This window comes from Vibrio sp. RE86 (assembly GCF_013114545.1).
In the GTDB taxonomy this organism is placed as follows: Bacteria; Pseudomonadota; Gammaproteobacteria; order Enterobacterales; family Vibrionaceae; genus Vibrio.
Genome location: NZ_VTXI01000004.1, coordinates 107,769 through 132,069, shown reverse-complemented (window position 1 = coordinate 132,069; position 24,301 = coordinate 107,769). Strand labels below are relative to the sequence as shown.

19 protein-coding genes are annotated in these 24,301 nt (G+C 45.9%); 13 read left to right on the top strand and 6 right to left on the bottom strand.

Features of this window, described 5'->3' with window-relative positions; genetic code table 11:
• Window positions 1-50 precede the first annotated feature (50 nt).
• The gene (locus F0231_RS21120) at window positions 51-602 is read right to left on the bottom strand and encodes a type II secretion system protein (RefSeq protein WP_171758773.1); all 552 of its coding nucleotides are present in this window, start codon (window positions 600-602) and stop codon (window positions 51-53) included.
• A 264-nt stretch (window positions 603-866) separates the two neighbouring features.
• Here F0231_RS21120 and F0231_RS05790 point away from each other — a divergent pair, with 264 nt between their 5' ends.
• The 4 genes from F0231_RS05790 (at window position 867) to serS (ending at window position 4,925) form a co-directional block, all read left to right on the top strand.
• Window positions 867-1,481: a YecA family protein gene (locus F0231_RS05790; RefSeq protein WP_171758772.1), complete on the top strand. Its 615-nt coding sequence runs from the start codon at window positions 867-869 to the stop codon at window positions 1,479-1,481.
• Window positions 1,482-1,575: 94 nt separating this feature from the next.
• Window positions 1,576-2,172 carry an outer membrane lipoprotein chaperone LolA gene (gene lolA / locus F0231_RS05785; protein WP_171758771.1) on the top strand — a complete coding sequence of 199 codons (597 nt, stop codon included), beginning with the start codon at window positions 1,576-1,578 and terminating at the stop codon, window positions 2,170-2,172.
• 2 nt (window positions 2,173-2,174) lie between these two features.
• On the top strand, window positions 2,175-3,521 hold the full coding sequence (locus tag F0231_RS05780; RefSeq protein ID WP_171758770.1) for an AAA family ATPase: 1,347 nt from the start codon (window positions 2,175-2,177) through the stop codon (window positions 3,519-3,521).
• 96 nt (window positions 3,522-3,617) lie between these two features.
• Entirely contained in the window at window positions 3,618-4,925 is a 1,308-nt protein-coding gene (gene serS, locus F0231_RS05775; RefSeq protein ID WP_171758769.1) for a serine--tRNA ligase, read from the top strand.
• 130 nt (window positions 4,926-5,055) lie between these two features.
• On the opposite strand, the gene ansA is transcribed toward serS, so the two are convergent.
• Both ansA and sppA read right to left on the bottom strand, forming a co-directional pair.
• Window positions 5,056-6,072: an asparaginase gene (gene ansA / locus F0231_RS05770; protein ID WP_171758768.1), complete on the bottom strand. Its 1,017-nt coding sequence runs from the start codon at window positions 6,070-6,072 to the stop codon at window positions 5,056-5,058.
• A 158-nt stretch (window positions 6,073-6,230) separates the two neighbouring features.
• Window positions 6,231-8,081 (bottom strand): signal peptide peptidase SppA, encoded by a 1,851-nt coding sequence (gene sppA / locus F0231_RS05765; protein ID WP_171758767.1) that lies wholly within the window; start codon window positions 8,079-8,081, stop codon window positions 6,231-6,233.
• Between the two features lie 199 nt (window positions 8,082-8,280).
• Here sppA and F0231_RS05760 point away from each other — a divergent pair, with 199 nt between their 5' ends.
• On the top strand, window positions 8,281-10,293 hold the full coding sequence (locus F0231_RS05760; RefSeq protein ID WP_171758766.1) for an NADPH-dependent 2,4-dienoyl-CoA reductase: 2,013 nt from the start codon (window positions 8,281-8,283) through the stop codon (window positions 10,291-10,293).
• Window positions 10,294-10,354: 61 nt separating this feature from the next.
• On the opposite strand, the gene purU is transcribed toward F0231_RS05760, so the two are convergent.
• Entirely contained in the window at window positions 10,355-11,188 is an 834-nt protein-coding gene (purU, locus tag F0231_RS05755) for a formyltetrahydrofolate deformylase (RefSeq protein WP_171758765.1), read from the bottom strand.
• Window positions 11,189-11,385: 197 nt separating this feature from the next.
• Here purU and F0231_RS05750 point away from each other — a divergent pair, with 197 nt between their 5' ends.
• The 8 genes from F0231_RS05750 (at window position 11,386) to rnd (ending at window position 19,109) form a co-directional block, all read left to right on the top strand.
• Window positions 11,386-11,589, top strand: coding sequence for a hypothetical protein (locus tag F0231_RS05750; protein WP_171758764.1), 204 nt, complete (start codon window positions 11,386-11,388; stop codon window positions 11,587-11,589).
• Window positions 11,590-11,682: 93 nt separating this feature from the next.
• Window positions 11,683-13,599 carry an ATP-dependent DNA helicase gene (locus F0231_RS05745; RefSeq protein WP_171758763.1) on the top strand — a complete coding sequence of 639 codons (1,917 nt, stop codon included), beginning with the start codon at window positions 11,683-11,685 and terminating at the stop codon, window positions 13,597-13,599.
• A gap of 24 nt (window positions 13,600-13,623) precedes the next feature.
• Window positions 13,624-14,325 carry a tRNA (adenosine(37)-N6)-threonylcarbamoyltransferase complex dimerization subunit type 1 TsaB gene (gene tsaB, locus F0231_RS05740; RefSeq protein WP_171758762.1) on the top strand — a complete coding sequence of 234 codons (702 nt, stop codon included), beginning with the start codon at window positions 13,624-13,626 and terminating at the stop codon, window positions 14,323-14,325.
• Window positions 14,326-14,357: 32 nt separating this feature from the next.
• Complete coding sequence (locus F0231_RS05735) at window positions 14,358-14,660, top strand: chromosome partitioning protein ParA (protein WP_171758761.1); 303 nt, start codon at window positions 14,358-14,360, stop codon at window positions 14,658-14,660.
• 19 nt (window positions 14,661-14,679) lie between these two features.
• Window positions 14,680-15,234, top strand: a complete 555-nt coding sequence (locus F0231_RS05730; RefSeq protein WP_171758760.1) for a Slp family lipoprotein — start codon at window positions 14,680-14,682, stop codon at window positions 15,232-15,234.
• On the top strand, window positions 15,234-16,088 hold the full coding sequence (locus F0231_RS05725; RefSeq protein ID WP_171758759.1) for an alpha/beta fold hydrolase: 855 nt from the start codon (window positions 15,234-15,236) through the stop codon (window positions 16,086-16,088). Before F0231_RS05730 ends, F0231_RS05725 begins: the two co-directional genes overlap by 1 nt.
• A 110-nt stretch (window positions 16,089-16,198) precedes the next feature.
• Window positions 16,199-17,893: a long-chain-fatty-acid--CoA ligase FadD gene (gene fadD, locus F0231_RS05720; RefSeq protein WP_171758758.1), complete on the top strand. Its 1,695-nt coding sequence runs from the start codon at window positions 16,199-16,201 to the stop codon at window positions 17,891-17,893.
• 100 nt (window positions 17,894-17,993) lie between these two features.
• Complete coding sequence (gene rnd / locus F0231_RS05715; RefSeq protein WP_171758757.1) at window positions 17,994-19,109, top strand: ribonuclease D; 1,116 nt, start codon at window positions 17,994-17,996, stop codon at window positions 19,107-19,109.
• An 85-nt stretch (window positions 19,110-19,194) separates the two neighbouring features.
• Here the strand turns inward: rnd and F0231_RS05710 are convergent, their stop codons facing one another.
• Window positions 19,195-20,742, bottom strand: a complete 1,548-nt coding sequence (locus F0231_RS05710; RefSeq protein WP_171758756.1) for a SulP family inorganic anion transporter — start codon at window positions 20,740-20,742, stop codon at window positions 19,195-19,197.
• Window positions 20,743-21,077: 335 nt separating this feature from the next.
• Window positions 21,078-24,044 carry a ribonuclease E gene (rne, locus tag F0231_RS05705; protein ID WP_171758755.1) on the bottom strand — a complete coding sequence of 989 codons (2,967 nt, stop codon included), beginning with the start codon at window positions 24,042-24,044 and terminating at the stop codon, window positions 21,078-21,080.
• Window positions 24,045-24,301 lie beyond the last annotated feature (257 nt).

Below are 24,301 nucleotides of genomic sequence, written 5' to 3'. Positions count from 1 at the left end.
AACGCCTCCAATTAGGGAGGCGTGATTTTAGAGGTATGAACAGAAAAAGTCTATGGCGTAGGTTGTGGCCTAGGCAGACTGTTATTGCGCACCACTTCGTAGCTTCCGTCTTGAGGGAAATAGTTCATTGTCCAAATATCCGTATCGTAATCATTAATGTCCGATACGTAATAGAAGTAACATGATGCACTGTCTCCCGAACCGCGATACCAACTCACGATATCTGCATCGGTCGGTAATATTGGATCGGAATGCACTTCGATAGTGAGATCGGTGTCGAGCAGGTTACGCCACAGCTCAGGGCAGTTCGGTATCGTGGAAGTTGATGCAATTGTGCGAGGAAAGCCCCCGACAGAAGGTACGATGACACCATTGGCATAGCCAGTGACTGCGGTTGTCGGTTCACCTTCAACTAGCCACATCGAGTGATACATCTGGCTAGCACTGATAAATGAAGCGAAAGCGGCTTGTGCGCGGTTGTTATGGGCATCTCCTTGATAGTTCAAAAACTTTGGAGCTGCGGTCACGGCGAGTATGCCAAGAATAACGATAACGACCACGAGTTCGATTAGCGTAAAGCCTTGCGTTTTTATTGTTTTCATTTCAACTGCTGTATTTAATAAAATGAATGTAACAAAATGTTTTCAGCGGGATAGTGCGCCCAAAATTCAAATTTTCAAAGTGAAATAAGTGTTCACAAAGAAAAAGGCTAGTTATTAAGTCCATATAAGCTAGCCGTGACGGGAAAGTTGTCGAAACATTACAAGGAGGAGGATATCGAGTCAGGGAGGAAAGTCTCGAAGTGACCCAAGGCCTTGCATAGGGTTATAATGCGCCCAATATATGGTTAACACTAGAAATCTAAAATGAAGTATCAATTACTGGCACTCCAAGACTCACTTACTGATGAAACGCCTTTTTTTGTCGAAGGTTTAACGCTAGCTGCGAACATGGCGACAAAACCGTTGGCACCAGAAACATGGCTACCTTCTGTGTTTGCTGACAATGCAATTGAGGTCAAAGCTGGCATCGAAGGGCATATTCATCAGCAGTATTCGTTCTTAAAGCGCAATGAATATTCACTTCTTGATCTGCTCAATGATGAAAATCAGCGAGAGCAATTCGCAGATTTTGCTGAAGGCTTTATGACCTTATGGCCTACCATTGAAGAGCAATGGGCGGAAGTGAGTGTCGGCGATGGCACATTACGCATGCTTCAAGCTTTACTGACCACCTTTATGTTGGCGATTGATGAAGTGCAGACCCAAGAGCAGATGAAAGCATCGGGTATTGCGAACCCACCTGCGTTGTCTGACTTTATTGATCAAGTTGATTTAATGATTTCAGAAGTTGCACAAGCCGCGGATGAAGCCATGAGTGGTGCGAAATCTCAGAGTGTTAACCCATACAAAGAGATTGGTCGAAACGACGCTTGCCCGTGTGAAAGCGGCAAAAAGTTTAAGCAGTGCTGCGGTAAGTAATCGCATCGAAGCGAACAAACTTAACCTTCTCCGGTCAAAGGTTGAATGAAAGCACGCTATAAACAAGGGCTGAGACCCAAAAGGAATAAATCAAATGAAAAAAATTGCTGCGCTACTTTTTATGAGTTTCTCTGTCTTTGCTGCCCCTAAAGATGAACTAAGCCAACGCCTGCAGTTGACGGATGGCTTTAGTGCTGACTTTGCTCAACAGCTAGTTAGCCCTGAAGGGGAGTTAGTGATGGAAGGTGAGGGTAAGGTTGAGATTGCAAGACCGAGCCTTTTCCGCTGGACGACAGTGTCACCGGATGAAAATGTTTTGGTGTCTGATGGTGAGTCACTTTGGTATTACAGCCCGTTTATCGAGCAGGTAAGCATCTACTGGCAAGAACAAGCCACTGAGCAAACACCTTTTGTTCTTTTGACGCGTAATCGAGCGAGTGATTGGGACAACTACGATGTTGCACAGCAAGGTGATACTTTTACGTTAACACCAACAGCGGTGGAAAGTAACCAAGGTCAATTTAAGCTTCAAATTGATGAAAAGGGCGCAGTCCAAGGGTTTAGTGTTATTGAACAAGATGGCCAGCAGAGTACCTTTACGTTTAATAACGTGAACCTCACCAAGCCAAATGCCAACCGTTTCACCTTCGTCATCCCTGAAGGGGTTGAAGTGGACGACCAAAGGAACTAAGCGTGAGTAATTTCTCATTCGACTTTTCAGGCGACGAAGATTTTCGTCCCCTCGCTGCAAAAATGCGCCCAGAAAAGATAGAGCAATACATTGGCCAGCAACACATTCTTGGTGTGGGTAAACCGCTAAGACGTGCGCTTGAAGCTGGACATATTCACTCAATGATTCTTTGGGGGCCTCCTGGCACAGGAAAAACGACACTTGCTGAAGTGGCGGCAAATTATGCCAATGCGGAAGTCGAACGAGTTTCAGCGGTAACTTCTGGGGTAAAAGAGATTCGTGCCGCCATTGAAAAAGCGCGTGAGAACAAATTGGCAGGGCACCGCACCATCTTATTCGTTGATGAAGTCCATCGTTTCAACAAATCACAGCAAGATGCCTTCTTGCCACATATTGAAGATGGAACGGTGACTTTCATTGGCGCAACCACTGAGAATCCTTCGTTTGAACTCAACAACGCTTTGCTATCACGAGCTCGAGTTTACAAGCTCACTTCACTGGCGACTCAAGATATTCGCTTGGCGCTTGAGCAAGCGATCCAAGATGAAGAGCGAGGCCTTGGTAAGGTATCCGCCAAGTTTGAAGACAATGTCTTAGACAGGCTATCGGAGCTTGTGAATGGCGATGCTCGGATGTCATTGAACTATCTTGAGCTGCTCTATGACATGGCTGAAGAAGATGCTCAAGGCGACAAAGTGATTACCTTGCCTTTGCTTGCGGAAGTGGCGGGAGAAAAGGTCTCTCGATTCGATAATAAAGGTGATATTTGGTACGACTTAATATCAGCGGTGCATAAGTCGATTCGAGGCTCAAACCCTGATGCAGCTTTGTATTGGTCTGCCCGTATGATAGCGGCAGGGTGCGATCCACTCTACATTGCGCGTCGCTTGCTGGCGATCGCTTCTGAAGATGTTGGTAATGCTGACCCTAGAGCGATGCAAGTGGCACTTTCTGCATGGGACTGTTTTACGCGTGTTGGCCCAGCCGAAGGCGAACGAGCGATAGCGCAAGCCATTGTCTATCTAGCGTGTGCGCCGAAAAGTAATGCGGTTTATACGGCTTGGAAGCAAGCATTAACGGATGCTCATAACTTGCCAGAGTACGAAGTGCCGGTGCATTTGCGCAACGCGCCAACCAGCTTAATGAAAGATTTAGGTTATGGCCAAGAGTATCGTTACGCACATGATGAGCCCGGAGCTTACGCGGCTGGTGAGAACTATCTTCCGCCTGAAATGGGCGAAACTCGCTACTACAAACCGACAAATCGTGGCTTAGAAACCAAAATTGGTGAAAAGTTAGATTACTTGGCTAGTTTAGACGCAAAAAGCCCACTAAAGCGCTATGAATAGGCGAGCATTTTAGATACATTTACTCGGCTAATATTTTTAGCGTTTGAGCAAGACGCTTGAGCGCAATTTCACAACTAAAAAAGCATAGGATTAACAATGCTGGATTCTAAATTACTTCGTACAGAGCTGGATGAAACAGCTGCAAAACTAGCGCGTCGTGGCTTTAAACTAGACGTAGAGGCTATCCGTGAACTTGAAGAACAACGCAAGTCCATTCAAGTAGAAGTTGAAAATTTACAATCCACTCGTAACTCCATCTCTAAGCAAATCGGCCAAAAAATGGCTGCAGGCGACAAAGAGGGTGCTGAAGAGATCAAAAAGCAAATCGGTACACTAGGTAGCGACCTTGAAGCGAAAAAAGTCGAGCTGGCTGAAGTTCAAAGCAAGCTTGAAGATATTACGCTTTCAGTGCCTAACCTACCTGCTGATGAAGTGCCAGATGGTAAAGACGAAGACGACAACGTAGAAGTTTCTCGTTGGGGTACACCGAAGTCTTATGACTTTGACGTGAAAGATCACGTTGATCTTGGTGAAATGGGTGACGGCCTAGACTTCGCAAGTGCTACGAAAATCACAGGCGCACGTTTCATCGTGATGAAAGGTCAATTCGCTCGTCTACACCGTGCGATCGCGCAGTTTATGCTAGACCTTCACACGGACGAGCACGGCTACACAGAAATGTATGTGCCTTACCTAGTGAACGCAGACAGCCTATACGGTACTGGTCAGCTACCAAAATTTGGTAAAGACCTGTTCCACACTGAGCCGCTAGAAGAGAAAGTGAATGACGAAGAACCACGTCGTCTATCTCTTATCCCAACAGCAGAAGTGCCAGTAACGAACATGGTTCGTGACACGATTTCTGACGAAGCGGATCTGCCACTGAAAATGACGGCGCACACACCATGTTTCCGTTCTGAAGCGGGCTCTTACGGTCGTGATACTCGTGGTCTAATTCGTATGCACCAGTTCGACAAAGTTGAGCTTGTTCAAATCACACGTCCAGAAGACTCAATGGATGCCCTAGAAGAGCTAACAGGTCACGCTGAGAAGGTTCTTCAGCTGCTAGAGCTTCCTTACCGTAAAGTGGTTCTATGTACAGGTGATATGGGCTTCGGCGCTCGTAAAACTTACGACCTAGAAGTTTGGGTTCCTGCACAAGAGACTTACCGTGAGATCTCATCTTGTTCAAACATGTGGGACTTCCAAGCACGTCGTATGCAAGCTCGCTTCCGTCGTAAAGGTGAGAAGAAGCCTGAACTAGTACACACGTTGAACGGTTCTGGCCTAGCAGTTGGCCGTACTATGGTTGCTATCCTTGAGAACAACCAAGAAGCGGATGGCCGTATCGCAATCCCTACTGTACTTCAGAAGTACATGGGCGGCGTAACACACATCGGTTAATCGAAAGATTCGTTTAGCGGAAGCTAATAAAGAAAGGCGACTCAGTGAGTCGCCTTTTTAGTCTCTAGACTTTGAGTTTCAGGCACAAAAAAGCCAGCGTCGATCGCTGGCTTTTACAGTCTGGCTTCAGTTAGATACTCATCTCACCACGTAGGACTTGCTGCATCTTAACTTTTACTTGGTCGTAGCTTAGCCCTTGGCTTAACAAGAAGTGCAGTTTCGCTAGTGCGGCTTCTGGCGTCATATCGTAGCCACTGATCACGCCAGCTTCAGCCAGCGCACAACCTGTCGCGTAGCCACCCATGTTCACTTTACCCGCTAAACATTGAGTTAGGTTCACCACAATCACACCGCGTTCTGACGCGTCTTTTAAGTGACTCAGCAGTTCTGGGTTTTGCGGGGCATTACCTACACCAAATGTCAGAAGGATCATTGCATTGACTGGCTGAAGTAGCGTGTTGCGAATGACTTCATGGGAGATACCTGGGTACATGGTAATAACGCCAATCGGTTGAGGCGTAATATCGTGTACTTTGAACTCTCCTTGAGGAACCTTTCCAACTTCAATGTCATTGCTGATTTGGATGTTGATACCCGCTTCAAGTAAAGGAGGTAGGTTTGGTGATGTAAATGCATTAAAGCCGTCAGCGTGTGATTTTGTGCTGCGGTTGCCGCGCATAAGCTTGTTATTGAAAAACAGCGTCACTTCGTTGATTGGGTAGTTTGCAGCAATATGCAGGGCATTTAGCAGGTTCGCTTGACCGTCAGAACGTAGTTCAGCGAGAGGGATCTGCGAGCCAGTAACAATAACGGGTTTGCCTAAGTTCTCCAACATGAACGAAAGTGCTGACGCCGTGTAGGCCATTGTGTCAGTACCGTGCAGAATAACGAAACCGTCGTATTTATCATAGTTGTCACGGATATCGTCAGCGATCTGCTGCCAGTCAGCTGGCGTCATATCTGAAGAGTCGATCAGAGGATCGTACTCATGAATGGTGAACTCAGGCATTTCTGGGCGATGAAACTCCGGCATGCTCGCAAGCTGCTTTTCCATAAAGCCAGCAACAGGCACATAACCGTGATCATGTGACTTTTGCATACCGATGGTACCGCCTGTGTATGCGATATAAATATGTTTTCTAGCCATTGCTTTGAAACCAGTTAATTGTAGGGGGAACAGAGCGTGGGATTATATCTAAATCTAGCCCAATAAAAAGGGGGATCCCGCACAGGAATCCCCCTAATTATTAGTGTTTAAAAACGATGTGCTATTTAATGATTAATCAGTTGTGAGCTATCGTTCGATTATTGTACTTGGCAATTCAAACAGAATGCATAATGCCCTTTTGGATCATTAAAGCTTTGCAGCATGTTCGTATCTTCAATGACTTGGGTTGCGATTGGTTGAAGCGTTTCAGGTAGCATGGCCGTCGCATCGATGCCTAAATGTACGCTGACTTGGTTCATAAAGTCTTGGATGAACTGCTGTGCTGGTGATAGCGGCTCTTCTACCCAATAGAGATTGTATTGCTCAAGTTTCGCCAGCTCGGCAGCCAATTTAACCGCATCATCAAAATCACCGATTTTATCGACCAGACCAAACTCTAACGCATCTTGACCTGTCCACACGCGGCCTTGTGCAACGCTATCGACGGTATCAAGAGGAATGTCACGAGATTGACTAACTAGACCTATAAAGCGGCTGTAACCGTGTTCGATACCCATTTGGAACGCTTGAGACGCACCGTCAGATAGGCCTGTCGTAATGCCAACATTGGAAAATGGTGATGTACCAACGCCGTCAGTGTAAATGCCCAGTTTGTTTAAACCTTTCTCAAAGGTGGTAATAACACTGAAAATACCGATTGAACCTGTTAGGGTCGTTGGCTGAGCGACGATGCGGTCAGCACTCATAGAGATCCAATAACCGCCAGATGCAGCTAGACTCGACATCGAAGCAACAACAGGTTTTCCTGCCTCTTTAAGTGCTTCGATTTCATTTCTAATCACCTCTGATGCAAATGCGCTGCCGCCAGGGCTGTCGACACGAAGCACGACAGCTTTCACTTTGTCGTCATTGCGAGCTTGGCGTAGCAGGGCTGCTGTTGTATCGCCGCCCACCGTTCCACGAGGCTGAGCACCATCCATGATAGCACCACTGGCAACGACAACGGCAATGTCATCTTGGGCTAAGTCAAAGCTTGGCGCCATTTTAGATTGGTACTCGTAAAAACCAATATGGTTATAGCTGTCTTCGCCGTTGCTACCGAAGACTTCAATCAACTCTTTTCGCACTTGTTGACGTGTTGCAAGTTGATCAACCAATCCTTCGTTGAGAGACAGTGCTGCTAGGTCGCCATTGTTTTTCTTCAATAGCGCTAAAAAAGCGTCCATGTCTGGAGTGAGTAGAGCAGGGTCAAGTTGACGGTTCGATGCGACATCATCAATGTACGCGCCCCAAAGTTGACTTAACCAACGAGAAGCCGACTCTTTGGCTTCGTCCGACATATCATCACGAATAAATGGCTCGATTGCAGATTTGTAGGTACCAACGCGGAATACGTGTGTATTAACGTCTAGCTTTTCTAACAGCGTCTTATAGTAGAGTGAGTATGCGCTGTAGCCTTTTAGCATCACTGCGCCATCGGGTGCGAGATAGATTTTGTCCGCATAACTGGCCAAGTAGTATTGGCTCTGGTTGTAAATATCGCCGACCGCATACACTGGCTTACCAGACGCTTTAAACTCGTTCAGCGCTTTGGCGATGTATCTTAGTTTCGTTAGGTTTGTCTCTGGCATATCACGCAGTGCAAGCACAAGCCCGCTGACATTGCTATCGTCTTTTGCGTGGCGGATGGTATCGATGATATCAAACAAGACATTTTCCTTCGGCAAATTCTTACCAAAGAATGAACCTGTTAAAGAGTCCATCGGGTTTACATAAGTGGACTGCTCCACAATAGGGCCCGAAATATTGACAATCAGTGCCGACTCTTTAGGTGCACTAGGAACAGGCGCGTCTGCACTGGTGTAGATAAAGTAGATGATGCCGACACTGGCTAAGAAAACGAGGTTGACGAGAGCAAGGCGAATAAAGGTGATGAGTTTCCAAATCCCTTTAAAAAACATGCCAACAAATTTAAATATTTTTTTCATTCTATCTCCGCTGCGCTACCCGCAGGTTAAGGCTTATTCGCTGTAAGACCTTATAAATTCGAATAAGTTACATCCTACTTAAACTAGTATACCCAAACAACCGTAAGATTGATCGGTGTTACAAAAATGTAAACGGTTGTTTGATTTTTTATTGAGTGCAACATATTCTGGTCAGACCACAATAATAAAGAGTAAAGTGATGTCTACCATGTACCCAAACCTACTAAAACCACTAGACCTCGGTTTTACCCAGCTTAGAAATCGAGTGCTGATGGGTTCGATGCACACAGGCCTTGAAGAACATAAAGAAGGGCTTGGAAAGCTTGCCGCATTTTATGAAGAGCGTGCTAAAGGCGGTGTTGGTCTGATTGTGACAGGTGGATTTTCACCAAACCTACGTGGACGTTTACACCCTTTTAGTGCCGAATTTAGTAAGTCTAAGCACGCCAAAGCGCACAAAGTTGTAACCGAAGCCGTCCATCGTCAAGGTGGTAAGATTGCCCTCCAGCTTCTTCATGCTGGCCGTTACGCCATGCACCCATTCTCGCAAAGTGCGTCGTCCATTAAGGCGCCTATCGCAAAATTTGCGCCTAGCGAAATGAGTACTCGCCAAATTAATAATACCGTCAGTGCATTTGCTAACAGTGCGTCGCTTGCCAAAGAGGCGGGCTATGATGGTGTCGAAGTAATGGGTTCAGAAGGTTATCTACTCAACCAGTTTATCTGTAAGCGTACTAACATGCGTTACGATGAGTGGGGAGGAAGTTACGAAAATCGTATTCGTTTCCCTTTGGAAGTGGTGAAGGCGATTCGAAAAGCGGCAGGTGATGACTTCATTATTATCTTCCGTCTCTCAATGCTCGACCTAGTGGAAGAGGGCAGCACATTTGAAGAAGTCATTACTTTAGCCAAAGAGCTAGAAAAAGCCGGTGTAACCATCATCAACACGGGTATCGGTTGGCACGAAGCTCGTATCCCAACTATCGCTACACAAGTGCCGCGCGGTGCATTTACTTGGGTAACCGAGAAAGTACGCCCTCACGTTAGTGTTCCTATCATCACTTGTAACCGAATCAATACGCCAGAAGAGGCAGAAAACATCTTATCGAGTGGCCAAGCTGATATGGTCTCTATGGCACGACCATTCCTCGCTGATCCCCATTTTGTGATTAAAGCGGAACAGAACCAATCGCAAATGATCAATACCTGTATCGGCTGTAACCAGGCGTGTCTCGATAATGTCTTCAAAGGTAAACGTGCAGGTTGTTTAGTTAACCCACTAGCGTGTCGTGAGACGGAATTGGTCATTGAACCTTCAGCGCAGAAGAAAAACATTGCTGTGGTGGGCGCCGGACCTGCTGGCCTTGCGTGTGCGACGACTTTAGCCGAACGTGGACATCATGTGGACTTGTTTGAGCGTAATGATCGCATCGGCGGGCAGTTCCGTCTGGCGATGCAGATACCAGGCAAAGAAGAGTTCCGCGAGACGATTCGCTACTTTGCTAACCGAATTGATGAAACAGGTGTGAAGCTTCATCTTGAAACAGAAGCGAACTACGATCTGTTGTCTGAATATGACGAAGTGGTCATGGCGTCAGGCGTAGAACCGCGTAAAGTCGAGATTGAGGGTATAGACACACCAGAGAAAGTCATTGATTACCAAACGCTTATCAAAGAGAAAACCTATGTCGGTAACAATGTAGCGATTGTGGGTGCTGGTGGTATTGGTGTTGATGTGGCGACTATGCTCACAGAGCCAGTAGGACACAATCTTGATGATTGGCTGCACGAGTGGGGCATCGATAAAGAGATCGCACATCCAGGTGGTTTATATCCTTACCCTGAGTCACTCAGCGAGAAAAATGTTTGGGTACTGCAGCGTCGTAAAGGCCGAGTAGGTAAAGGTCCAGGTAAGACAACGGGCTGGATCCATAAGCGCACACTTGAGAAGCGTGGTGTGAATCTGTTGGGTGGTGTGAGTTATGACAAAATTGACCAACAAGGTCTGCATATCAGTATCGATGACAACAAGCAGCTACTTGAAGCAGACACGGTGATCATTTGTGCTGGGCAAGAGTCTGTTCGTCCATTTGAGAACCAATGGCACTTGTTAGGTGACAAACTGCATGTTATTGGCGGCGCTCACTTTGCGGGTGAACTTGATGCCGTTCGCGCAATAAAACAAGGTGTTGAACTCGCTGCAAAGCTATAGCAGTTCATTACTTCAACAAAAAAGGCTTCCATGGGGAAGCCTTTTTTGCATAGGAGTGAGACTAAAGAATCACAGTCTTGTTGCCATAAACAAACACGTGATCATTAATCACCTTGTTTAACGCTTTGCTCAATACGTTCTTCTCTACGTCTCGGCCAGCTTGCGCCATATCCTGCGCACTGAAGTTGTGGTCAACCGGGATTACGTCTTGCTTGATGATCGGACCTTCATCTAGATCGTTAGTCACAAAGTGGGCAGTAGCACCGATGATTTTTACACCGCGCTCGTACGCTTGTTGATAAGGTTTTGCACCGATGAAAGCAGGCAAAAAGCTGTGGTGGATATTGATGATCTTATGGTTGTACTTCTCAACGAAAGAAGGCGTCAATACGCGCATGTACTTAGCCAGTACTAGGTAGTCAGCATCGTATTGGTCGATGACTTTAAGCATCTCTTTCTCATGTTCTTCACGATTTAACCCTTCGTGAGAGACATGGTGGTAAGGGATATCAAATTTTTCAGTTAAGCTTTGCAGGGTATCGTAGTTACCCACGACTGCTGCAATATCAACATCTAAACTGCCATCGTAATTCTTCATCAAAATATCGCCCAAACAGTGCGCCTCTTTGGTAACTAAAATTACGATACGTTTTTGATTTGAACCGATCAGTTTACGCTTTGCACCCTCAGGAAGGGCTTGATCCAGGTCTGCTAAGAAAGTTTCATCATTGAAGTAACCTTCTAGCTCGGTACGCATAAAGAAATGGCCGCTGGTGTTATCAACAAACTCATTATTGTGGACGATATTAAGTTGGTGTTTGTAACAGATGTTGGTGATCTTTGAAATAAGACCAGGGGCGTCAGTACAATGTGTCAGTAGTGTTTTCTTTTCCATTAGGTTCAAACTTCCGTGAATTATTTTTTTTGTATTGTGAATTTTCTACGGGGTTTCGAACGGTGAACTCACCCGCAGTATTGAAGCTACAATTAAACTAATATCGATTTGGTTTCAACAAATAATCTGAGGTAACCGTTTGGCTCAGGTTATTTGATCAACTTATCGTTTCTTAGATGTGTCTTGAGGTGATGTTTATGGATAAAGAACTCTTAGCGCGTAAATTATATTGTGAACGAGTCAGTGCCTTGTCTGGCGGGAAAGAGCTAGATGACAACATATTGGACGAGATGTGGGAAAACCGCGCTTCTCCAGCGGATGCCGCAAAAGCAATGCATGAACAAGATGACTCTCAATTTTCTGGGCCAGCCTGGCTTGATCGCTACTTAAATAAACGTTAACCCTTTCAAAAGCCAAGGCAAGAAATTCCCATTCGCGCCTTGGTTTGAAAACTGCCATAATCTCCATCTCTAAATTTTAACCCCAAGCTTTTCATGATCTCTAAAACCTTCTCTTCTGAAGGAGCTCTAGGCAAAGCCATTCCTGGGTTCCAACCTCGTCAGCCCCAGCTAGACATGGCGGAAGCCGTGTATAAAGCGATACAGTCACAAAGTCAGGTTGTGGTTGAAGCAGGAACAGGTACGGGAAAGACGTTTGCTTATCTTGTGCCAGCCCTACTCAGTGGTAAGAAAACCATCATTAGTACTGGATCGAAAAACCTCCAAGAACAGCTTTTTCATCGAGATCTACCTTTGATGACGAACGCGCTCGGTTTTTATGGCCAAGTGGCGTTGTTAAAAGGGCGAGCAAACTACCTCTGCTTAGATCGATTGAGCCGACAAATGGTCGAGAGTCATAATCAAACCGCCGATCCTACCTTGCTCAGCCAACTGGTTAAGGTACGCAGCTGGGCGTCTGAAACGAAAAGCGGAGATTTGGGCGATTGTGATGCCATAGCTGAAGATAGCCCAGTCATTCCGACCATTACATCGACCAATGACAATTGCTTGGGGAAAGAGTGTCCAAGTTATCAAGATTGTTTCGTTCTTAAAGCGCGTAAAAAGGCGATGGATGCTGATGTCGTGGTGGTGAACCACCATCTATTTCTAGCCGATCTTGCGATCAAAGAGACGGGGTTTGGTGAACTGATCCCTGAGGCGGAAGTGTTTATTTTTGATGAAGCTCATCAGCTGCCAGATATAGCCAGCCAGTACTTTGGTCAGTCACTGTCGAGCCGTCAGATTCAAGAGTTGAGTAAAGACATTGAAATTGCCTATCGCACTGAAGCAAAAGACATGCGTCAGCTACAAAAAGCGGGAGAAAAACTCTATCAAACCGCGATGGACCTGCGCATTGTGCTCGGTGAACCGGGCTTTCGCGGCAACTGGCGAGAAGCTATAATGTCACCGTCGATTGGTCGTGAGTTACGCCGATTAGAAGATGCGTTGGATTTCGTCATTGAAGTGCTCAAGCTAGCACTTGGCAGAAGTCAGTTGCTCGATACGGCATTTGAGCGAGCTAACACAATTAAGGCGCGTCTCGATCGTGTGTGTGATGTTTCTATCACGGGCTACTCCTATTGGTATGACACGACACCCCGCCATTTCAGTTTACATATCACACCACTTTCTGTGGCAGATAAGTTCCATGAACAGATTGAGCTTAAACAGGGGGCATGGGTATTCACCTCTGCGACCTTAGCTGTAAATGACGACTTCGGTCATTTTACCTCTCGGTTAGGGTTAAAGCCTCAGTCGCAAATGTCTCTGCCAAGTCCATTTGACTATCAAACACAAGCTAGACTTTGTGTACCGCGTTATTTGCCAGAGCCGAACAGCCCAGGTATGGCGGACAAACTGGTCAATATGCTGACTCCTGTGATTGAACAGAACCAAGGTCGGTGCTTTTTCCTGTGTACCTCGCACAGTATGATGAAAGAGTTAGGCGAGCGCTTTAGAGAGCGTTTGACGGTGCCGGTTCTGATGCAGGGTGAAACAAGTAAGCAAAAGACCCTTGCCGAGTTTATGGAGCTTGGTAATGCTTTGCTAGTAGCAACAGGTGCATTCTGGGAGGGCATTGACGTTAGAGGTGATGCACTGAGCTGTGTTATCATCGACAAACTGCCATTTACAGCCCCAGATGACCCTTTGTTAAAAGCTCGTATTGAAGATTGCCAATTGAAAGGTGGTGATCCATTTGCTCAAGTGCAAATTCCCGATGCGGTGATTACCCTGAAGCAGGGGGTAGGGCGTTTGATTCGAGATAAGAAAGATAAAGGTGCGCTGATCATTTGTGATAATCGATTGGTTACTCGCGAATACGGTGGCGTGTTCCTATCTAGTTTGCCTCCTATTCCACGTACACGTGATTTAGGCATTGTGCGTGACTTTCTCGAACAAGTTACGAATTAAAATAAACCAAAATTTGAGATATCAATGAGTACTAAGATCCTTGCTCTAGATACAGCAACAGAGAACTGCTCGGTTGCTCTTTTAGTTGATGAAAAAGTATATGTGCGCAGCGAAGTCGCACCGCGTGACCACACAAAGAAAATTCTACCTATGGTAGACGAAGTGCTAAAAGAAGCGGGTGTAACCCTGGCTGAACTTGATGCGCTAGCGTTTGGTCGTGGCCCAGGCAGCTTTACAGGCGTGCGAATTGGCATTGGTATTGCACAAGGTTTAGCATTTGGTGCAGATCTGCCAATGGTTGCTATCTCAACTCTAGAAGCGATGGCACAAGGCGTTTACCGTAAGCACGGTGCTAGCGATGTAGTGTGTGCTATTGATGCTCGTATGAGTGAGGTCTATTGGGGGCGTTTTAGCCGTCAAGAAGATGGCACTTGGAATAAAGTTGATCAGGAGTGCGTGACGCCTCCTCAGCTTGCAGCAGAAAATAGCCAAGCGGATGATAAGGTATGGCTGACAGCAGGAACGGGCTGGGATGCATATTCAGAGGCGCTTGCAAAGGTTGCATTTAAGACAGAGAAAAGCGAAGTTCTTTTCCCTGATGCTGAAGACATCGTGCAGTTGGCGAAGCTTGAGTTTGCGAAACGTAATACTGTGGATGCAGAAGAGGCAAGCCCAGTCTATCTTCGAGACACCGTTACTTGGAAAAAGCTTCCAGGTCGCGAGTAAGTTAACGATATAATATAACGTGAACGGATTGTATGGTTTCAATTAACGGATTACCTCCTTCGCTTCCAGGTCCAAATAAGACCAATAAGACGAAGAAAAATGAGGTAAAGAAAACTGAAGGCAAAACGCCGGTTGGGCAACCCTCTAAGGTCGCTAACGCTGTCGCGCATTCGATCCGTCACGTTAATGAGTCAGATATTCATAAAGCCCAAGTTCAGTATGATCTCCCTCCTGAAGGGCGAGGTCGAAAAGCGATGGAAGAGTATCTACAGGTCATGACTCAAGCTAAGCGTGATGAACTTTCTCAGATGATGGGTGTCGATATTTATATATAACTTTCAAGTGTATAATCTTATGTTTAGACGCCTTATTCGCCCCCTCTTTGCCTCTACCAGCTTACTTGTCCTATCCGCATGTAGCTCTCTTCCAGAGAATCTAGCGTCAGATAACCCGAATATCATTACTGACTATCAAGTTTGGCAAACGTCTAGCATCGATAACAGCGAAGTCCGCTTAGGTGGCCTCATCGCGAATGTGCAAAATCTTGAAGATAAAACACGTATCGAAGTCGTCAACCTGCCGATTAGCTCATCAGGCAAGCCAGACATCGGTGAAGAGCCTCAAGGTCGTTTTGTCGCTTATGTTGATGGCTTTGCTGATCCTGTCATGCTCTCTCAGGGCAGGCTTATTTCGTTAATTGGTAATACTGGAAAAGAAGAGACTGGGAAGGTCGGTGAATACGAGTATGATTTCCCAGTGATGAACGCTCGTGGTTACCACTTATGGCGTATCGAAGAGAGAGTCATCATTCATGACTTTGACAGCTACCTAACCCCTTGCCGAGGTTTGTACTGCAGAGATGCACGTTATGGCACTCGCCAAGGGAAAGTGATTCAAGAAGTGAAGTAATGCGTAGTGAAAAAGAGTGTGATATCGCTAATGGCCATATCGCAACGATAGAATATGGACACAAAGAAACGGCCGAATTATCGGTCGTTTTTTTACATGGCTGGCTCGATAATGCGGCCAGCTTTGACACAGTGATGGAGGCGCTACATTCACTCAACCCTGAGTTGCACCTCTGCGCAATCGATTTACCTGGTCACGGCCGCTCTAGTGCCAAAAGTGGCGGCAATTTCTACCCATTTCATGACTATATAGACGATGTTTACCAGTTTTTGGCTAACTATTCACCAAACAGACTGGTGTTAGTGGGTCACTCTCTTGGTGCTTTGATTGCAAGTTGTTATAGTGCCGCCTTTCCTGAACAAGTCAGTGGATTAGTTCAGATTGAAGGGTATGGACCATTGGCTGAAAAACCTCAAGAGACGGTTACCCGTTTACGTGAGGGAGTACTTAGTCGCCAAAGGATCCGAAGAAAGCCTACTCGTGCAATGCAATCCGCGCAGGAAGCGATAGAAAGACGAGCAAAAGTGAATCAGATAAAAGCCTCACTGATTGCTCCGGTAGTGGAACGTGGTTTGATCAAAACAGATTCAGGCTATGTATGGCGACATGACGTTAAGTTACAAAGTCAGTCTCTCTACCGAATGTCACTCGAACATGCCGAGCAGTTTCGCCAGCATATTACTTGTCCACAACAAGTAATCTTGGGGGAAGAGGGCTTTTCTTATTTGCAGTCTTTTCAACATGATGCTTCAAAGTCCAATTACATCGAGATGATCGAAGGTGGTCATCATTGTCATCTGCAAGCCCCAATTAGAGTCGCTAACCTAATTTTTGGCTTAGTTAACAAAATTTAAACAAGTGTTTGAGTGTTTCGTGCTCAAGCGCTGCGCCTGTGCTGTAATAGTCGTCATTCAAGATAGAGCGTCTTTTAGATGACAGCCAGTTAATTTCGAGGAGTTTTACCGTGGATAAACCTTGGTTATCACGTTATCCAAGTGATGTGCCTGAGCATATCAACCCAGATCAATACCCATCTCTTGTGGAGATGTTTGAGCAGTCTGTACAAAAGTTTGCTGACCAACCAGCATTCGCCAATATGGGCTCGGTAATGACGTTTCGCAAACTCGAAGAGCGTAGTCGCGCCTTTGCTGCTTACTTACAAAATGATTTGAAGCTGCAAAAAGGTGACCGCGTTGCACTGATGATGCCTAACTTGCTGCAATACCCTGTTGCATTGTTTGGTGTTCTGCGCGCTGGTTTGATTGCGGTGAATGTTAACCCACTGTACACGCCACGTGAATTAGAGCATCAACTAAACGATTCTGGCGCGAAGGCGATTGTCATTGTGTCTAACTTTGCCAACACGCTTGAGCAAGTTGTTGAGAATACCCCAGTTAAGCACGTGATCCTGACCAGTCTTGGCCAAATGCTGCCACGTGCGAAAGGGACGATCGTCGATTTTGTGGTTAAGTACGTAAAAGGCATGGTGCCTAAGTATGACCTGCCAGGTGCAATCTCGATGCGTAAGGCTCTGCACAAAGGCCGTCGTCTACAATACGTAAAACCATTTATGTCTGGTGATGACATCGCATTCTTACAATACACCGGAGGTACAACTGGTGTTGCGAAAGGTGCGATCTTGACTCACCGCAATATGATTGCAAACGTGATGCAGGCGAAAGGCGCATACGGCCCTGTACTATCGGAAGGTCGAGAGTTGGTGGTGACTGCACTGCCGCTTTATCATGTCTTCGCACTGACAGTGAACTGCTTATTGTTTGTTGAAATCGGCGGTCAGAACCTACTAATTACCAACCCTCGTGATATTCCAGGCTTCGTTAAAGAACTGCAGAAAGTGCCATTTACTGCCATTACAGGTGTAAATACACTGTTCAACGCGTTAGTGAACAATGAAGATTTCCACGAACTGGACTTTAGCAACCTTAAGCTGGCTGTTGGTGGTGGTATGGCGGTTCAGCGTGCGGTAGCTGAAAGCTGGAAGAAAACCACAGGTGTTCACCTACTGGAAGGCTACGGTTTAACTGAGTGTTCTCCGCTAGTAACGGGTAACCCTTATGACCTCACCGATTATACTGGTGCGATTGGTCTGCCTGTTCCTTCGACTGAAGTTCGTATTGTTGATGATGAAGGTAACCCTGTGGCGAATACTGAGGTAGGTGAGCTGCAGGTTCGTGGCCCACAGGTCATGCAAGGTTACTGGCAACGCCCTGAAGCGACCAAAGAAGTGATCAATGCTGATGGCTGGTTGTCTACGGGTGATATCGTTAAGTTTGACGACGAAGGTTTGATTCATATTGTTGACCGTAAGAAAGATATGATTCTAGTCTCTGGTTTCAACGTTTACCCGAATGAAATCGAAGACGTTGTTGCCTTACACGGTAAAGTTCTTGAAGTGGCAGCGATTGGTCAGCCGCATGAAGTTTCAGGTGAATTGGTGAAGATCTACGTCGTTAAGCGTGATCCTAGCCTGACGAAAGACGAAGTGATTGCTCATTGTCGCCAGCACTTAACAGGTTACAAAGTACCTAAATTGGTTGAGTTCAAAGATGAACTACCAAAGACCAATGTAGGTAAAATTCTGCGCCGTGTGCTTCGCGAAGAAAACGATGCGAATCTCGCGAAATCGAGTCAGGAATAATCGACTTACCTAAGCAACGAAGTGCTAATAGTGATAGAATGCCGACAAAACCTGTCGGCATTTTTTATGCCTGAAGCAAACCGCTCATAGTGAGAAGTTAGTGAACTATCAAATTATTACCCAGTCAGCGCAATTGGAATCCGTATGTAAAAGCGCACGAAATGCCGATGTCGTAATGTTAGACACTGAATTCGTTCGTACACGCACCTATTATCCTCAGCTTGGTCTTATTCAGCTATTTGATGGACAAAACCTTTCGTTGATTGATCCTACAGAAATCGAAGATATGACATCGTTCGTATCGCTTTTAAAAGATACCTCTGTATTGAAAGTGCTCCATGCGTGTGGTGAAGATTTGGAAGTGTTCAATAATAGTTTTGGTTGCCTTCCTTACCCAATGGTGGACACTCAAATCATGGCAGCGTTTCTAGGACATGGATTATCGACAGGCTTTGCTTCGTTGGTTGAGACGTACTTAGGTGTTGAACTGGATAAGAGTGAATCTCGCACTGATTGGTTAGCTCGTCCGTTGTCAACAAAACAGCTTGAATATGCTGCAGCTGATGTTTTCTATCTCCAACCTCTATATGAACAATTGTTTGAAAAGATTACTCAAGCGGGTTGGTGGGAAGCGGCTCAACAAGAGAGTGACTTGATTGCTTCTAAGCGAGTCAAAACCATCAATCATGAAATGGCTTACCTCGATGTGAAGGGGGCTTGGCAGCTAAAACCAAGTGAGCTGGCGATTCTGAAGCCGCTTGCAACTTGGCGATTGAAAGAAGCTCTGCGACGTGACCTAGCGTTGAACTTTGTGTTTAAAGAAAATGATTTGCTGACGATTGCTCGCTACGGTATTCAAAATCGTCAAAGAATGGAGCAAGAGGGGATGGATTTACGTTCTGTGCAGCGCCACAGCACACGTATCATCTCTATTGTGAAGTCGGCAAAAATGACTCCGACCGATGAGTATCCTTACCAAATAGAACGTCTGATGGATCTTCCTGGGTATAAACAGAAATTCAAAGTGCTGAAAGATGAAGTGAAAAAAGCGTCAGCAGCAAGCGGCTTAGCGACCGAATTTCTAGCCTCCAAAAAACAACTTAATCAGTTACTGAGTTGGGTGTGGAAGAAAGATCGTGATCCGGCAAAACTACCTGATGTGATGAAAAACTGGCGTCTAGAGTTGTTTGGCGAGAAGTTAGACAAACTTGTTTAAACCGTATTAAGACCAGATACATAAAAGGGCTTCCAAATTGGAAGCCCTTTTTAGTTTAGACTTTCTAAAAGCTAAGTTTTAGCGACTAGCTAGACATAACCTTATAGATAGGGTCTTCTGCGTCGTTTGCTTCAACTAGGCTACCCGCTTTATGGAGAGTCTTAACACAGTCTTGGCTTAGATGGCGAAGGTGCAGTGTTTTACCCAGAGCAGAGTAACGCTCAGCAATAGTGTCGATTGCTTCGATTGCTGAGTGGTCCGTAACTCGCGAGTTAGCAAAGTCGACAATCACATCTTGAGGGTCGTTTGCAGCATCGAATAGCTCAAGGAAGTTTGCAGTTGAACCGAAGAATACAGGACCGTTAATCTTGTACTCTTTAGAGCCTTGCTCATTGATGTGCGTATCAGCGTAAATGTGTTTCGCATGTTGCCAAGCGAACATAAGCGCAGACGCGATAACACCAACAAATACAGCAACCGCGAGGTCGGTCATTACAGTAACAACAGTTACTAAAACGATAACAAAGAAATCTTGTTTTGGTACGCGGCGTGCAAGTTTGAATGTAGCCCATTCAAATGTACCAATAACAACCATGAACATTACACCCACAAGTGCTGCCAGCGGGATCATCTCAATAAGAGCTGAACCAAATAGAATGAACATCAATAGAGCAACGGCTGCAACGATACCCGAAAGACGACCACGGCCACCAGAGTTAACGTTGATCATTGATTGACCGATCATCGCACAGCCGCCCATCGCGCCAAATACTGAACATGTCATGTTTGCCATACCTTGACCGACACATTCACGGTTAGATTGACCGCGAGTGTTTGTCATCTCATCAAGTACAGTCAGAGTCAATAGGGACTCAATGAGACCGATAGCAGCTAGGATGATTGCGTAAGGTAGAATGATGTACAGCGTTTCTAATGTGAATGGAACCGCTGGGATAGAGAACGTTGGTAGAGAGCCAGCAAGTGTTGCTGCATCATCACCAGACATTGTTCGTAGGAAGTCGACAACCGTACGAGTTTCTAGATCTAGACCGACTACCAGAAGAGTAACGGTAACAATCGCAACCAGTGATGATGGCACTGCTGTTGTTAGTTTAGGTAGGAAGTGGATGATACCCATAGTGAGAGCAACAAGACCAAGCATTAACATCATTTGGTCTTGAGGTAACCAGGTTAGGGCACCTGTTAGATCTGGCGCTTTAAACTGACCAAGCTGAGCAAGGAAGATAACGATAGCAAGACCGTTAACGAAACCAATCATTACTGGATGCGGAACGATGCGGATAAACTTACCAAGCTTAAATACGCCAGCAGCAACCTGAATAATACCGGCCAACATGATTGCGGCAAAAAGGTATTGAACACCGTGAGAGGCAACAAGAGAGACCATTACAACGGCCATAGCACCTGTTGCACCAGAAATCATGCCAGGACGACCACCAAAGATAGAGGTAATCAAGCCAACAATGAAGGCCGCGTAAAGACCAACCATTGGATCTACGCCAGCAACAAACGCGAACGCTACTGCTTCAGGAACCAGAGCTAACGCTACCGTTAGGCCTGATAAAACATCATTCTTTACAGAATGTTTAGAGAATTGAGGAAATTCAAACATATTTGCTCAGTTTGGCTAAGTGTTTAAAGTATTCTGAATTGTGTTTAGTCACCACTGGGCAAAATGCAATGTAAAAGAGCTTGAGGACTAAAGCTTAATCGGTCCGGTAATTTCTGGACGTTTCGACAATTCAGATCGAGTCGGCGCATGCTACCGAAAAGTGTGATTAAGTTCAAGATTGATACAGATATTGACCAATATTTGTGACAAATTGTTGGTTTGATGACAAACGATATCAGTCGAAATGAACGAGGAGCCTGCAATAAGCGGCACTAACCATTGGGCATAAAAAAACAGCCTCTAATTAGAGGCTGTTTTTATTTCTTAGTTAGCACTTAGAACGACGGTTTCGTCATTCCTGCACCAGCTTGGTTACGAGCAACTTGGCTACCTGCACCACGCGATTCATAGCGCTCGGCTTTGAATGGTGCAGCATTAACAGTGATTTCTTTCATCTCTGTTGTACCAGGAGCTTTTGCCATTGCAGCAGATGCATGACCTTTAAAGTTCGCAGGAACAGCAATCTCAGATGTTGCAGAAGCCGTTGGAGCTTGAACCGGTGCTTCTTCTTTCACTGGTTGCTGAACTTCTACCACAGGTTGTGTTTCAGCTACGACTGTTTCAACTACAGGCTCAACAGCTTTAACTTCTGGAGTCGTTACCTTAACAGCTTCTTCTACAACTGTAGGCGCTTCACGGCGAACAATTACTTTACCCATTGCCATTTCAGGACAGGCAAAGCCACCTAATGTTGCTGCAGTTACTGCGTTTTCTACATTCGCTGCTTCAACTGCAGGAGCGTCCACTTTAGCTGCTTTTTGCTGCTTCGGTGCGGGTTTAGAAATACCGTAGCTTGGCATCACTTTACCCATTGCCATCTCTGGAGAAGCTACACCACCTTTACGTAGGCGGAATGGGTTAGGGCGACGATCACGACCACGACGACGACGCTGACCACTTGCACGTAGGTGACGAGGTGAGCGGCGGTTACGACGTTGTTTAGGTTGCTCTGCAGACTCTTCGCTATTCGCTTCTACTGCTTTCTCTTCAGCTACTTCTGCTTTCGCTTCTGACTTAACTTGCTTCGCTTGCTCATCAGACTTAGCTTGTGCTGCCTGATCTTTTACTCGAACTTGTTTAGTCAGTTTACGACGTTGGCGACGCTCTTTTACTTTTGCTGCTCTCTCTTCGCCACGATCTTTACGTGGTTCAGGTTTGTCAGTCTGAGCATCAGCTGCCAGTTTTAGACCTTCTTCAGCAACTTTGCTTGGCTTAGCATCTTCGCGTTTGTTGCGACGATCTTGCTTAGGCTTACGGTTCTGTTGCTTACGCTCGTTAGGCTTCGCTTCGTTCGCTTCATCACGTGTGTTCTTACGTTTATTATCACGCTTGTCTTCACGATTATCGTTGCGGTTGTCACGATTGTCGCGGTTATTACGGCGACGGTTATCGTTACGGTTGCGACGATTGCGATTGTTGCGATTACCTTCTTTACGTTCTTTTGGCTTCTGCTCTTCTTTCTTCTCTTCTTCCTTCTCAGCTGAGCCGAACAGGAAGCTACCTAGAGCTTTGAAGAGACGGCTAACTAAACCAGGCTGAGCCTCTTGAGCAGGTTCGCTTTTCGCTTTTTGCTCTGGAGCTTTAGGCGCAGGGGCTTGAGTTTCCGCTTTTGGCGCTGGAGCTGCTGATTGGCTAGGAGATGCAAAGCCTTTTAGTGCAGGCTCTTCAATCTTCTTAGGTTTCGCTTCGACTTCAACAGGCTCTTTACCTTCCGCTTCCTTCATCGCTTCAAGCTTTTTAGGAAGTAGGTAAGAAAGTAGGTCGAACTCTTCACCTTCACGAACACGGATAACGTCGAAGTGTGGCGTTTCCATATCTGAGTTAGGTACTACCGTAATCTTAACTTCTTGCGTACGTTCGATGTGGTTGACCGAGCGGCGTTTTTCGTTAAGTAGGTAAGAGGCGATAGGCACTGGTACCACAGCAAGAACTTGTGCTGTATTGTCTTTTAGTGCTTCTTCTTCAATAAGACGAAGAACAGACAGTGCCAGTGACTCGTTATCACGAACCACACCAGTACCTGTACAGCGAGGACAGATATGGTGGCTTGCTTCTGCTAGTGACGGACTTAGACGCTGACGAGACATTTCTAACAGACCAAAACGAGAAATTCGGCCAATTTGAACTCGAGCGCGATCCATACGAACAGAATCACGTAGACGGTTTTCCACTTCACGCTGGTGGCGAACTGGAGTCATATCGATGAAGTCAATAACAACTAGACCACCTAAATCACGTAGACGTAACTGACGAGCAATCTCTTCAGCCGCTTCTAGGTTTGTATTTAGAGCTGTCTCTTCGATATCGCCACCCTTTGTTGCACGAGCAGAGTTGATATCGATGGAAGTTAGAGCTTCTGTTGGGTCAATTACGATTGAACCGCCAGACGGTAAACGAACTTCGCGTTGGAATGCTGATTCGATCTGGCTTTCAATTTGGTAGTGACTGAACAGCGGCACTTCACCGTCGTATTTTTTAACACGGCTAACGAAGTCTGGACGCACTAAGCGAATGTGCTCTAGTGCACGCTCGTAGATAGTGTTGCTGTCAATCAGGATTTCGCCGATGTCACGACGTAGGTAATCACGAATCGCACGAACGATAACATTACTTTCTTGGTGAATCAGGAAAGGTGCTTCGTTAGAATCTGAAGCTTGCTTAATCGCTCCCCAGTGATTCAGAAGTACGTTTAAATCCCACTCAAGCTCTTCTGCACTTTTACCAACACCAGCTGTACGTACGATTAGACCCATACCTTGCGGAAGTTCTAGAGTACTTAGTGCTGCTTTTAGTTGAGTGCGCTCGTCACCTTCGATTCGACGTGAAATACCGCCGGCACGAGGGTTATTTGGCATAAGAACTAGATAGCTACCCGCAAGAGAGATAAACGTAGTAAGAGCAGCGCCCTTGCTACCACGTTCTTCTTTTTCTACTTGTACAATTACTTCTTGGCCTTCAGTCAGCACTTCTTTAATGCTTGGACGGCCTTGGTAGGTGTAACCTTCAGGGAAGTATTCGCGAGCAATTTCTTTGAGAGGGAGGAAACCGTGTCTTTCTGCACCGTAGTCAACAAAAGCCGCTTCTAGGCTTGGTTCGATGCGTGTGATACGTCCTTTGTAGATATTTGCTTTTTTAGATTCATGACCAGGGCTTTCGATATCCAAATCGTATAGGCGCTGACCATCAACCAAAGCAACACGCAACTCTTCTTTTTGAGTTGCGTTGATTAGCATTCTTTTCATTGATAAATCTCGTTGTCATTCTTTTGTTTTGTTCTTGTCATTGTGGTCGTGTTCACGGTGCCTGATCCCATGGCTTAATCGTTGCAGCCTCCCGGCTGGAGGGATGCTCTTGGGCACGTCAGTCTTACAGGCTTTTCTCGTTCAGCTTGTAAGCCGCATAATCGGCGGATAATACTCAACATGATCTACGACGAGTAGAGTGACAAGATTGCTAACTCCGAAAATGTCTTACGCCGATTGCAGCATTTTGGTAAATT